The organism is Aureibaculum luteum (assembly GCF_003449015.1).
In the GTDB taxonomy this organism is placed as follows: domain Bacteria; phylum Bacteroidota; class Bacteroidia; order Flavobacteriales; family Flavobacteriaceae; genus Aureibaculum; species Aureibaculum luteum.
This window is the reverse complement of the sequence record NZ_QRGD01000004.1, coordinates 317,442-331,094: the sequence shown is the minus strand read 5'-3', so window position 1 is coordinate 331,094 and position 13,653 is coordinate 317,442. Positions and strand designations below refer to the sequence as shown.

11 protein-coding genes are annotated in these 13,653 nt (G+C 31.4%); 9 read left to right on the top strand and 2 right to left on the bottom strand.

Annotated features, from left to right (window positions below; translation table 11 throughout):
- Positions 1-6: 6 nt before the first annotated feature.
- Together serC and porX are read right to left on the bottom strand one after the other, a co-directional pair.
- Positions 7-1,071: a 3-phosphoserine/phosphohydroxythreonine transaminase gene (gene serC, locus D3P13_RS12060; protein WP_117882720.1), complete on the bottom strand. Its 1,065-nt coding sequence runs from the start codon at positions 1,069-1,071 to the stop codon at positions 7-9.
- Between the two features lie 203 nt (positions 1,072-1,274).
- Entirely contained in the window at positions 1,275-2,819 is a 1,545-nt protein-coding gene (gene porX / locus D3P13_RS12055; protein ID WP_117882718.1) for a T9SS response regulator signal transducer PorX, read from the bottom strand.
- 64 nt (positions 2,820-2,883) lie between these two features.
- Here porX and D3P13_RS12050 point away from each other — a divergent pair, with 64 nt between their 5' ends.
- From D3P13_RS12050 to D3P13_RS12010, 9 genes are all read left to right on the top strand, one after another.
- Positions 2,884-4,095, top strand: coding sequence for an HD domain-containing protein (locus D3P13_RS12050; protein WP_394336461.1), 1,212 nt, complete (start codon positions 2,884-2,886; stop codon positions 4,093-4,095).
- 69 nt (positions 4,096-4,164) lie between these two features.
- Entirely contained in the window at positions 4,165-5,208 is a 1,044-nt protein-coding gene (gene lpxD / locus D3P13_RS12045; protein WP_117882716.1) for a UDP-3-O-(3-hydroxymyristoyl)glucosamine N-acyltransferase, read from the top strand.
- Positions 5,198-6,592 carry a bifunctional UDP-3-O-[3-hydroxymyristoyl] N-acetylglucosamine deacetylase/3-hydroxyacyl-ACP dehydratase gene (locus D3P13_RS12040; protein WP_117882838.1) on the top strand — a complete coding sequence of 465 codons (1,395 nt, stop codon included), beginning with the start codon at positions 5,198-5,200 and terminating at the stop codon, positions 6,590-6,592. Before lpxD ends, D3P13_RS12040 begins: the two co-directional genes overlap by 11 nt.
- A 2-nt stretch (positions 6,593-6,594) precedes the next feature.
- Complete coding sequence (gene lpxA, locus D3P13_RS12035; RefSeq protein ID WP_117882714.1) at positions 6,595-7,380, top strand: acyl-ACP--UDP-N-acetylglucosamine O-acyltransferase; 786 nt, start codon at positions 6,595-6,597, stop codon at positions 7,378-7,380.
- An 8-nt stretch (positions 7,381-7,388) separates the two neighbouring features.
- The gene (gene efp, locus D3P13_RS12030) at positions 7,389-7,958 is read left to right on the top strand and encodes an elongation factor P (RefSeq protein ID WP_117882712.1); all 570 of its coding nucleotides are present in this window, start codon (positions 7,389-7,391) and stop codon (positions 7,956-7,958) included.
- A 5-nt stretch (positions 7,959-7,963) separates the two neighbouring features.
- A complete protein-coding gene (locus tag D3P13_RS12025; protein WP_117882710.1) occupies positions 7,964-8,557 on the top strand; it encodes a hypothetical protein in 594 nt (197 codons plus the stop codon).
- Between the two features lie 9 nt (positions 8,558-8,566).
- On the top strand, positions 8,567-9,502 hold the full coding sequence (locus D3P13_RS12020; protein ID WP_117882708.1) for a UDP-3-O-(3-hydroxymyristoyl)glucosamine N-acyltransferase: 936 nt from the start codon (positions 8,567-8,569) through the stop codon (positions 9,500-9,502).
- Positions 9,503-9,595: 93 nt separating this feature from the next.
- The gene (gene sucD / locus D3P13_RS12015; protein WP_117882706.1) at positions 9,596-10,474 is read left to right on the top strand and encodes a succinate--CoA ligase subunit alpha; all 879 of its coding nucleotides are present in this window, start codon (positions 9,596-9,598) and stop codon (positions 10,472-10,474) included.
- Positions 10,475-10,656: 182 nt separating this feature from the next.
- Positions 10,657-13,623, top strand: coding sequence for a M16 family metallopeptidase (locus D3P13_RS12010; RefSeq protein WP_117882836.1), 2,967 nt, complete (start codon positions 10,657-10,659; stop codon positions 13,621-13,623).
- Positions 13,624-13,653: the final 30 nt, after the last annotated feature.

Below are 13,653 nucleotides of genomic sequence, written 5' to 3'. Positions count from 1 at the left end.
TTGTTTTTATTTATTTAATTCTTTCATTACATTTACTAAGGCTTGTACACTTTCCAATGGTAGGGCATTATACATACTCGCTCTATAACCACCAACTGATCTGTGACCATTAATACCACTTAGACCAGCAGCTTTGCACATTGCATTAAATTTGTCTTTTAAGGTTTCATCCGTTAAAACAAAAGTAGCATTCATGTTAGATCTATCTTCTTTTTCGGCAACCCCTTTAAATAGAGGGTTACTATCAATTTCATTATATAATAATGCAGCTTTGGTATTGTTTATTTTTTCAATTCCAGCAACACCACCTAAATCTTTTAACCATTGTAATGTTAGCATAGATACATAAACAGCAAAAACAGGAGGTGTATTAAACATACTGTCTTTAGAAATATGTATTTGATAATCTAACATTGAAGGTATTTTACGTCCGGTTTTTCCTAAAACGTCATCTTTTACTACAACTAAAGTTGCTCCAGCTGGTCCCATGTTTTTTTGAGCTCCGGCATAGATTAAATCGAATTGAGAAAAATCTAAAGAACGAGAAAATATATCCGAACTCATATCACATACGAGTAAACTATCGTTTTTCGGAAATGATTTCATTTGGGTACCATATATAGTGTTATTACTTGTACAATGAAAGTAATCAGCATCAACTGGTATTTCAAATCCTTTGGGTATGTAATTGTAATTTTTATCTTTAGAAGATGCAACTATTTCTACATCACCAAACAATTTTGCTTCTTTGATAGCTTTTGAACTCCAAGCTCCAGTATCTAAATAAGCGGCTTTCCCCCCCTCTTTCATTAGATTATAAGGAGTCATTAAAAATTCTAAACTGGCACCACCTTGTAAAAATAATGCAGAATAACCTTTGTTTTTAAGGTTTAGTAACTCCAAAACTAGATTGCTGGCTTTTTCCATTACCGCAACAAAGGCTGGACTTCTATGCGAGATTTCTATTAATGATAAATTTTCATCATTAAAATTTAATATTGCTTCTGAGGCTTTTTGCAAAACTTCTTGTGGTAAAATAGAAGGTCCTGCACTAAAATTATGCTTTTTCATTTATTGTAAAATTAGAGCACAAATTTGAGGATTTTATAATGAATAATTGTTAAGAATTATTCAAAATTTGATAACAAAGACAGAAAATTTGTTAATAATTACTGATTTTTATCAGGTTTATAAAAGAATTAATAATGATAAACCCTATAATATTATTTAAAAAATAATATTATAGGGTTTATCTTACTGATTTCGGTCAATAATTACTTTGGGTCCATTATAACACAAGGTATAATCATTTCTTCTAAACTAACACCACCATGTTGGTATGTGTTTTTATAGTATTTTACAAAATGATTATAATTATTAGGATAAGCAAAAAAGTAATCTTCTTTGGCAAAAACAAAAGAGCTACTCATGTGAATTGAAGGTAATTGAATGTCTTCTGGGTTTTTAACCGCATAAACTTCCTTATCAGTATACGTTAAGCTTCTTCCAGTTTTGTAACGCAAATTTGAGCTGATACTTTTTTCTCCGACAATTTTTGATGGTTTTTTAGTATTTATCGTTCCGTGATCTGTAGTAATTATTAATTTAAGTCCGTACTCTTGGGCTTTTTGAATCATTTCTAATAATGGAGAGTTTTTAAACCAACTTAAAGTTAAAGAACGATATGCTTTATCGTCACTGGCTAACTCTTTTATCATTTCCATTTCAGTCCTAGAGTGCGATAGCATATCCACAAAATTGTAAACAATAACAGTTAAATCATTGTCTTTTATAGATTTGAAATTTGCTGCCAAGTCACGTCCTTTTGGCATGCTTGTAATTTTAAAGTACTCATGCTTAATATCTAATTTTAAACGTTTCAGTTGAGCTTCTAAAAATTCATTTTCAAATAGATTTTTTCCGCCTTCATCAGTATCATTTTTCCAGTAGTCAGGATGCTTTTTAGACATTTCTAAAGGTGTTAATCCTGAGAATATTGCGTTTCTAGCATACTGCGTCGCAGTAGGCAAGATGCTGAAAAAAGAAATTTCTTCTTCTTTCTTATAATAATTGTTAATGATTGGTTCTAATACGCGTAATTGATCGAAACGTAAATTATCAATAACAATAAGTAATGTTTTTTCTTTTTTTATTTGAGGAACAATAATTTCCTCAAATAAATTATGTGAAAGTAATGGTTTTTCTTCACCTTCAAACCATCCTTGGTAATTTTTCTGTATAAATTTAAAGAATTGAGAATTTGCTTCTTCTTTTTGACTTTCAAGAATTTCAATCATTCCAGGATCATCAATTGACTCCAATTGAATTTCCCAATGAACTAATTTTTTATAAAGATCAATCCATTCATCATAAGTGTTTACCATTGCAAGATCTAAAGATATTTGTCTAAATTCTTGTTGGTAAGTAGAAGTGGTCTTTTCTGAAACCAATCTCGAATGGTCCAAGTTTTTCTTCAAACTCAATAAAATTTGATTAGGATTTACGGGCTTTATCAAGTAATCAGCTATCTTAGAACCAATAGCCTCTTCCATAATATATTCTTCTTCACTTTTTGTAATCATTACAATTGGAAGATTTGGTAATTTTGCTTTTATCTTAGTTAGTGTTTCAATTCCAGATAAACCGGGCATGTTTTCATCTAAAAAAACAACATCAAAATTGCCATCGTCTACACATTCAATCGCTTCAGCACCATTATTACATGTACTTACGTCATAATTTTTCTTCTCTAAAAATAATAAGTGTGGTTTTAATAATTCAATTTCATCGTCTACCCAAAGTATTTTGATTGCATTCATTCCTTTTATATAATGATTAAAAATTAAACGTCTATTTTTGTGTTGTAATTTTAAAAAAATTCAATTGAACAAATTTAAAATTTTTAACGACCCAATTTACGGATTTATAAACATTCCGAGTGAATTAATTTTTGATATTATTGAACACCCTTATTTTCAGAGGTTAAGGCGGATTTCTCAAATGGGTTTGTCATCTTTTGTTTATCCAGGGGCACATCATACGCGTTTTGAACATGCAATAGGAGCGATGCACCTGATGGATAAAACGATAACTATATTAAAAAATAAATCTATTGCAATTTCTAAAGAGGAAGAACAGGCACTTCTTATTGCCATTTTATTGCACGATATTGGTCATGGTCCTTTTTCTCATACCTTAGAACATAGTTTGGTGACAAGCATTAAGCACGAAGACATTTCTATTATTTTTATGGAGAAACTCAATAATGAGTTTCAAGGAAAGTTAAGTTTGGCTATTGAAATATTTAAAGGAAATTATCATAGAAAATTTTTACATCAGTTAATTTCTAGTCAGCTTGATGTAGATAGATTAGACTATTTAAAACGCGATAGTTTTTACACAGGAGTAACAGAAGGTAATATTAATGCTGAACGAATAATCTCCATGTTAACGGTCGTAGATGATAACTTGGTTGTAGAAGAAAAAGGTATTTATTCTGTAGAAAAATTTATAGTCGCAAGGCGTTTGATGTATTGGATGGTTTATTTACATAAGACTAGTTTAGTTGCTGATTACTTGTTGGTTAAAATTTTAAAAAGAGCTAAGAGCCTAATTTTGAGCGGTTCCAGTTTACCATGCAGTAAACCATTAAGGTTTTTTTTGGAGGCTGATGAAAATATGAAGTTTGATGAAAGTAAACTCAACTACTTTTCACAGATTGATGATTATGATATAATTATGGCTTTAAAGGAATGGAGACATAATGATGATTTCATTTTGTCATCATTATGTACTTCAATATTAGATAGAAAATTACCCAAAATTATTATACAAGATGATGAGTTTTCTGATGAACAACTTCAACTAATAAAAGAAAAAGTCACATTAGTGAGTACATCTGATAAGTGTGAAAAACATTATTTTACAGATACGGGTATTATTAAAAACCAAGCTTATTATTTACATCATGACTCCATAAGTATTTTGTATAAAAATGGACAAATTAAAGATTTGACAGATGCTTCTGACCATATGAATTTATTGGCTTTAACTAAACCTGTAATTAAACATTTTGTCTATTACCCCAAATCATAGTTTTATATTAAACTGAAAACATAATTTATATTTAGCATATCGTTAATCTTTTTTTATATTTTTGCAACAATGAAATTTACAGCACAGCAAATCTCAGAAATACTTCATGGGGAGATAAAAGGTAATCCTTTAGTTGAAGTTTATAAACTTTCAAAAATAGAAGAGGGAGGTAAAGGGTCGTTGACTTTTTTGTCAAATCCTAAATATACTTCATTTTTATATTCAACAAATGCATCGATAGCCATAGTAAATAAGAGTTTTATACCTGAAAAGGATATAAATGCAACTTTAATTATGGTTGAAGATTCTTATAAAGCTTTTTCGAAATTATTAGAGTTTTACAATCAGGTGAAATTGAATAAAACAGGTATTGAAAGACCAAATTTTATTAGTGATTCTGCCAAACTAGGTAAAGAGGTTTACATAGGTGCGTTTGCTTATATAGGAAATAATGTGATTATAGAAGACTATGTCAAAATCTATCCCAATGTATTTATAGGTGATAATGTTACCATAGGAGAGGGGAGTATGCTATTCGCTGGTTCAAAGATTAACTCTGAAACTGTAATTGGTAAACATTGTGTAATTCACCCTGGAGTAATCGTAGGGTGTGATGGTTTTGGTTTTACTCCAGATTCAAAGGGTGTGTATAGTAAAATACCGCAAACGGGTAATGTTATTCTTGAAGATAACGTTGAAATAGGCTCGGGCAGTACTATTGATAGAGCTACTCTAGGTTCGACAATTATTAGAAAGGGTGTGAAGTTAGACAATCAAATTCAGATTGCTCATAATGTTGAAATTGATGAAAATACCGTAATTGCAGCTCAAACAGGAATTGCCGGTTCTAGCAAAATTGGAAAAAACTGTAAAATAGGAGGGCAAGTAGGTATCGTTGGGCATCTTAAAATAGGTGATAACGTGAGTATACAAGCTCAATCAGGCATTGGTAGAAACTTGAAAGATAACGAAGTTGTACAAGGAAGTCCCGCATTACCTTATGCAGACTATAATAAATCTTATGTACATTTTAAAAATCTATCCAAATTAATGGATAGAATAGATGAGTTAGAAAAAATGTTAAATGCACAAAAAGAAATTAATGAGCAATAAACAAAAAACAATAAAAAAAGAGATTTCACTTTCAGGTGTAGGTCTTCATACTGGTAAACAGGTTAATTTAACGTTTAAACCTGCTCCAGAAAATTATGGTTTTGCTTTTACTAGAGTTGATCTAGAAGGAAGTCCTGTTATAGAAGCAAGAGCAGAATATGTTGTGGACACACAACGTGGTACAAACATTGAGAAAAATGGGGTTAAAATCCAAACGAGTGAGCATGTTTTAGCTGCAGTTGTAGGATTGGGAATAGATAATATTTGTATAGAATTAGATTCTCCGGAGCCACCTATAATGGATGGTTCTTCTTGGTTTTTTATTGAGGCGTTAGAAAAAGCAGGCTTACAAGAACAAGATGCAGAAGTTGAGGAATATATAGTAAAAGAAATAGTTTCATATAAGGATGAAAATACAGGGAGTGAGATTATCTTAATGCCTGCAGATCATTATGAGGTTACTGCAATGGTGGATTTTGGGACAAAGGTTTTAGGAACTCAAAATGCAACTTTAAAGAAAATAACTGATTTTAAAGAGGAGATATCTTCTGCAAGAACTTTTAGTTTCTTACATGAAATTGAAATGTTATTGGATAACAATTTAATTAAAGGAGGCGATTTAAATAATGCTATTGTCTATGTTGATAATGAAATTTCTCCTGAAACAATGGAAAAATTAAGAAAGGCATTTAATAAAGAAGCAATAGCTGTTAAACCTAATGGGATTCTTGATAATTTGACATTGCATTATCCAAATGAAGCTGCGAGACATAAGCTTTTAGATGTTATTGGCGATTTAGCTTTGGTTGGTGTAAAAATAAGAGGTAAGGTCATAGCGAACAAACCAGGGCATGGAGTGAATACACAGTTTGCTAAGAAATTATCAAAAATTATCAAAATTGAAAAACGAAATAACGTTCCTAAGTTTGATTTAAATGAACCACCTTTAATGGATATTCATCAAATAATGGATATTTTACCACATAGGCCTCCATTTTTATTAATAGATAGGATTTTAGAGTTAACTGATAAAACAGTAGTTGGTGTAAAAAATGTTACAATGAATGAACATTTTTTTGTGGGGCATTTTCCTGGAGCACCAGTAATGCCAGGAGTTTTACAAATTGAGGCTATGGCTCAAACGGGTGGTATTTTAGTGTTAAGCACTGTGCCTGATCCTGAGAACTATTTAACATATTTCATGAAAATGGATAATGTTAAATTTAAACGAAAAGTCTTACCAGGAGATACACTTATATTTAAAGCAGAACTAATTTCACCAATACGAAGAGGTATTTGCCATATGCAAGCTTATGGATATGCTAATAATAAATTAGTTGTAGAAGCACAACTTATGGCACAAATTGTAAAAAGAACGGAGTAATTATGAACCAACCACTCGCTTATATTCATCCAGGGGCTAAAATTGCCAAAAATGTTGTTGTAGAACCTTTTACAACTATTCATAATAATGTTACTATTGGTTCCGGAACATGGATTGGGTCAAATGTTACGATAATGGAAGGAGCCAGAATTGGAAAAAATTGTAATATTTTTCCCGGTTCAGTAATCTCTGCAATTCCTCAAGATTTAAAATATCAAGGTGAGGAAACGACCGTTGTTATTGGTGACAATACCACTATTAGAGAATGTGCGACGATTAATAAAGGAACGTCTGATAGAATGAAAACGGTTATAGGGGAAAATTGTTTAATAATGGCATATTGCCATATTGCTCATGATTGTTTGATCGGCGATAACTGTATCTTTTCTAATAATTCTACATTAGCAGGCCATGTTACTATTGGTGATAATGTGATCTTGGCAGGATTGGTTGCAGTGCATCAATTTGTTTCTGTAGGTCAGCATGCTTTTGTTACCGGAGGTTCTTTAGTTCGTAAAGACGTACCTCCTTTTGTAAAGGCTGCTAGAGAGCCGCTTTCTTATGTTGGTATTAATTCTGTAGGTTTACGTAGAAGAGGTTTTAGTTCAGAAAAAATTAGAGAAATTCAGAATATTTATAGAATATTATATCAAAAAAATTATAATAATTCACAAGGGGCTCAAATTATTGAGGCGGAAATGGAAGCAACCCCAGAAAGAGATGAGATCCTTCAATTTATAAGAGATTCTCAACGAGGAATTATGAAGGGATATTTTAGTAATAATTAATAAAATTTATGGCAACTACATCAGATATAAAAAAAGGATTATGTATCGTATATAATAATGATACTTTTAAAATAACAGAATTTCAACACGTAAAACCGGGTAAAGGTCCTGCTTTTGTACGTACTAAAATGAAAAGTTTAACCAATGGTAAAACATTAGATAATACTTTTTCAGCCGGACATAAAATAGAAGAAGTACGTGTTGAAACACGTAAATATCAATATTTATATAAAGAGGGTGATGCTACATATCATTTTATGAATAATGATGACTATTCTCAAATTGCTCTTCAAAAAGATATTTTAGACAGTCCAGATTTGATGAAAGAAGGTGAAACTGTAACAATTGTAGTTCGTGCAGAAGATGAATTACCCCTTGCTGTAGAAATGCCTGCTAGTGTCATATTAGAAGTTACACAAACAGAACCAGGTGTAAAAGGTAATACGGCTACCAATGCTACAAAGCCAGCAACAGTTGAGACTGGAGCAAGTGTAAACGTTCCGTTATTTATTAATGAAGGTGACAAAATAAAAATTGAAACAGAAAAGGGTACCTATCAAGAAAGAGTGACGAATTAAGAAACATGAAGAAAATAGTTGTTGTTTTTTTATTATTGAGCTTGTTTTCTTGTAAGGAGATAATTAAAGGAGTTATCAATTCAGGTTCAAATGCTACAATAGAAAAATTAGAACCTTCTGATTACAATGAGGTTGTGACAGATAGTTTATTCAAATTATCTTTACCGAGTTACATGAAGAAGTTAAGTAATTTGAACGATGATGCTTCTTTACAATATGCCAATATTTATAAGGAAACATATACGGTTGTTATTTACGAAAATAAGCAAGAGTTTATTGATTCTTTTAAAGAGTATAATGAGTATGATGATGCTATTTCTTTTATAGATAATTATAGTAGAGCTCAAACAAATTTTATTACAGAGAGCTTGACAAATAAGCAGGTAATTCCTTATAATTTGAAAGAAATTGGAGGTTTAGATGCAAGACAAATTATGATGAAGGGAAGTTTGGATGGTGACGATATAGGTTATGTTATGGGATATGTTGAAGGGAAAGAAAATGTGTACATGATTATGACGTGGACTTTATTAGAGAAACTGAATAAATACGAGGAAACCTTTAAAGGTATAATAGGTTCTTTTAAACTGATGAATTAAATTTTTTACATGAAATTCTCTAAAACTTATACTTTAAAAAAAATAGCACAAATCATTAATAGTGAGTTTGTTGGTGATTCAAATTTTCCTGTTTTAGGAATGAACGAAATTCATGTTGTTAAAGAAGGTGATATTGTATTTGTAGACCATCCTAAATATTATGAAAAGGCATTAAATTCTGCGGCATCAGTAGTTTTAATTAATAAAAATGTGGCTTGTCCAGAAGGTAAAGCATTGTTAATATCGGACGATCCTTTTCGTGATTTCAGTAAACTTGCCAAATATTTCAATCCTTTTCAAAAAGCAGATAAAGCGATTTCAGATTCTGCTATAATTGGTGAAGGAACAATTATTCAACCTAATGTGTTTTTAGGTAATAATGTGAAAATTGGTAAAAATTGTCTTATCCATCCCAATGTTGTTATTTATGATGGATGTACCATTGGCGATAATGTTACTATACATGCGGGTACTATTTTGGGTTCAGATGCTTTTTATTATAAAAATAGGGAAACGGGATTTGATAAATTAATATCCTGTGGAAGTATAATCATAGAAGATAATGTAGATATTGGGGCTTCTTGTACTATTGACAGAGGTGTAACAGGTAATACGCATATCAAGGAAGGTACAAAAATTGATAATCAGGTTCAAATTGCACACGACACTGTAATTGGTAAAAAGTGTTTGATAGCTTCACATGTTGGTATTGCAGGATGTACTGTTTTAGAAGACGAAGTTACATTATGGGGCCAAGTAGGTGTTATAAGTGGAATTACAATAGGTAAAAAAGCAATTGTTTATGCACAATCTGGTGTGGGCGGAGATTTAGAAGGTGGTAAATCTTATTTTGGATCACCATGTGACGAAGCTAGAAAGAAATACAGAGAGTTGGCAGGAATAAGGTTGTTGCCTGAACTAATTAGTAAAGTAAATAATATTTAATCCTAATAATTTTTTAAAGTTAGTTGTAAGAATTACTTTTGTGTTAAAGAATTTGAAGCAATTGATATAATAATTAATAACCAATAACTAAAAATGAGCGTTTTAGTAAATAAAGATTCAAAAGTAATTGTCCAAGGATTTACAGGTAGTGAGGGTACATTTCATGCTACTCAAATGATAGAATATGGCACCAATGTAGTTGGTGGTGTAACGCCAGGTAAAGGTGGCCAAAAACATTTAGATAGACCTGTTTATAATACAGTATCAGAAGCAGTTGCAAAAGCAAACGCTGATACAAGTATCATTTTTGTACCGCCAGCTTTCGCTGCAGATGCAATTATGGAAGCTGCCGAAGCGGGAATAAAAGTAATTATTTGTATTACGGAAGGAATTCCTGTGGCAGATATGGTAAAAGTAAAAGCTTATATCCAAGATAGAGATTGTAGATTAATTGGCCCTAACTGTCCAGGTGTTATTACTCCTGGTGAAGCCAAGGTAGGTATTATGCCAGGCTTTGTATTTAAAAAAGGCAAAGTAGGTATTATATCTAAATCAGGTACTTTAACTTATGAAGCAGCAGATCAGGTTGTAAAACAAGGTTTAGGTATTACTACAGCAATAGGAATAGGTGGTGACCCAATAATTGGTACAACCACTAAAGAGGCCGTTGAGTTATTGATGAATGATGATGAAACTGAATGTATAGTTATGATTGGTGAAATTGGAGGTCAATTAGAAGCTGATGCAGCGAGATGGATTAAAGCAGATGGTAATAGAAAACCAGTAATCGGATTTATTGCAGGTCAAACAGCTCCTAAAGGAAGAACTATGGGACATGCTGGTGCTATTGTTGGTGGAAGTGATGATACGGCTCAAGCTAAAATGAAAATTTTAGCAGAAAATGGTATTCACGTAGTTGATTCTCCAGCTGAAATTGGCTTAAAGGTTGCTGAAGTTTTAGGAGTAATCTAAAATTAAACCAGTAAAATCATAAAAAAAGCCTGTTTGAATATTCAAACAGGCTTTTTTTATGATTTATTATTAATTATGAGACGTAAATTGTTAAAATTAGGCTGTTTATGTTAAATTTTTAATTCTAATTAATACTATTGGGTATATTTGGGAAACACATTCAACAAACTAAAATTTTTAAAATGAGAAGAATACATCTTTTATTTATGTTTGCTTTTTTAACTGTATTAATTGGTTGTAAAGGTAATTCAAGTGAAAAAGGCGATTATACTGCTGAAAAACAAACGGATGCCAACAATTTTAATTACGAAAAAGTTAATAACGATCCGACTGGGTTACGCTTATATACTTTAGAAAATGGATTAAAAGTTTATTTAAGTAAAAATACGGACGAACCAAAAATTCAAACATACATTGCTGTTAGAGCAGGTTCAAATTATGATCCTAAAGAAACTACTGGTTTAGCTCATTATCTAGAGCATATGCTGTTTAAAGGAACTGAAGAGTTTGGAACCGCTGATTGGGAAACAGAACAAGAATATTTATCTCAAATTTCAGATTTATATGAGGAGCATAAAGCTGAAGCGGATGCTGATAAGAAAAAGGACGTTTATAGGAAAATTGATAGTGTTTCTTTAGAAGCCTCAAAATTTGCTATTGCCAATGAATATGATAAAATGACAGCTTCTATTGGTGCTCAAGGTACAAATGCACATACTTGGTTTGAGGAAACGGTCTATCATAATAAAATTCCTTCTAATGAGTTGAATAAATGGTTAAGCTTAGAAGGAGAGCGATTTAGCCAATTGGTATTGCGTTTATTTCATACAGAACTTGAAGCGGTTTTCGAAGAGTTTAATCGAGGTCAAGATAATGATTATAGAAAAATTTATGCGTCCATGTTAAAGGGATTATTTCCAAATCATCCTTATGGTCAACAATCTACTATCGGTACGGCAGAGCATTTGAAAAATCCTTCTATGATTGCAATCCATAACTATTTTAATAAGTATTATGTTCCAAATAATATGGCATTGATATTGGTTGGTGATATCAATTTTGAAGAAACTATTAAAAAAGTTAATGAAACTTTTGGAAAATTAGAAAATAAAGAGGTTTCTCATCCAACTTTACCAAAAGAAGAGCCTATAACTTCTCCTATTGTTAATGAAGTGTTTGGACCAACTTCAGAAAGTGTTTCAGTAGCATTTCGATCTCAAGGAGTAGGTACCGAGGAAGAGAAATTAATGACACTTGCCGATATGATTTTGGCAAATGGAGAAGCTGGTTTAATCGACCTAAACTTAAATCAAAAACAGGCAGTTCAAAACGCAAGTTGTTCACCAACTTTTTTAAATGATTATGGGTATCATTCATTTACAGGTAGTCCAAAAGAAGGGCAGACATTAGATGAGGTGAAAGATTTACTTTTAGAGCAAATTGAAAAATTAAAAAAAGGAGAATTCGAAGATTGGATGATTGAGGCTGTGGTAAATGATTTAAAATTGAGTCGAACAAGACAATACGAAAATAATAGTGCTTTAGCTTCGATGTACTATGATGCTTTTATACATCATGAAGATTGGGCTAACAAAGTAAAGTTCTTAGACGATCTTAAAAAGATTTCAAAACAACAATTGGTTGATTTTGCTAATAATTTCTATACGAATAATTATGTACTTACTTATAAGCGTAAAGGTGAAGATAAGTCTATCGTAAAAGTTGAAAACCCTGGTATTACGCCAATAGAAGTTAATAGAGATATGCAATCTGATTACGTAAAGCAATTTAATACCGAAGTGTCGCAGGATTTAAAACCAAGATTTGTCGATTACAAAAATGAAATAAAACAGACAACCTTATCTAGTGGTATAAATGTTGATTATGTAGAGAATAAAAATAATGACCTTTTTGATTTGAATATTATTTTTGATATGGGAAGTGATAGTAATAAACAATTGTCATTAGCTGTTGGTTATTTAGACTTTTTAGGAACAGAGAAGTTATCGCCAGAAAATCTTAAAAAAGAATTTTATAAACTTGGAGTGTCTTACGGTGTTCAAGCACAAGGGGATAAATCTTATGTTTATATATCAGGATTAAATGAAAACCTAGATAAAGGTTTAGATTTGTTAGAAGACTTGTGGGATCATTCAGAAGCGAATGAAGAAACATACAAGAAGTATGTAGAAAAGATCTTAAAAGATAGGGTAGATAGTAAAACTCAAAAAGGAAACATCTTATGGAATGGATTGTTCAGTTACGCTAAGTACGGTGAAAATTCTCGTTTAAGAAATATCTTTACAGCTGAAGAATTATATGCAATTAGTCCAACGGATTTGGTAAACTTATTAAAAGACTTAAAAAGTTATAAGCAACGTGTATTTTATTATGGTAAAGATGTAGATGCTGCAGTTGGTGCAATGAATACCGCTCATAGTGTACCTGAAAATTTGAAAGATTACCCAACACCTATAGAGTACGTTGAAAAAGAAACAGGAGAGCAAGTCTATTTCACAGATTATGATATGGTGCAATCTGAATTGATTTTCCTTTCTAAAGGAAAACAGTTTGATCCAAAAGAATTGGCCTTATCCAGAGTTTTTAATTCTTATTTTGGTAGTGGTTTGTCATCTATTGTTTTTCAAGAGATTAGAGAATCTAAATCATTAGCGTATTCTGCTTTTGCAGCCTATTCAGATGCAAGTAAAAAAGGTGATTCTAATTATATTTATGGTTATGTGGGTACACAAGCTAATAAGTTGCCTCAAGCAGTTGACGCTATGTTAGAATTAATGAATAATATGCCAGAAGCAGATAAGCAGTTTAATTCCGCCAAAGAAGCTGTGTTAAAACAAATAGCAGCTGAACGTATTACCAAATCTAATATTTTTTGGAGTTATGAAAGGTTAAAGAACCGAGGATTAGATTATGATAATAGGGAGGAAATTTATAATGAAGTACAGAATATTACTTTAAAGGATTTGTCTAATTTCTTTAACACGAATATTAAAGGAAAGAAATATACGACATTGGTAATTGGCAATAAAAAAGATTTAAATGTTGAGGCCTTGAAGAAGTTAGGTAAAGTTACGGAGCTTGATGTAGATTATTTATTTAATTATAAAATAACGCCCGTTAAGCAATAACAATATTTATTCTAAGAAAAACCATTGTCT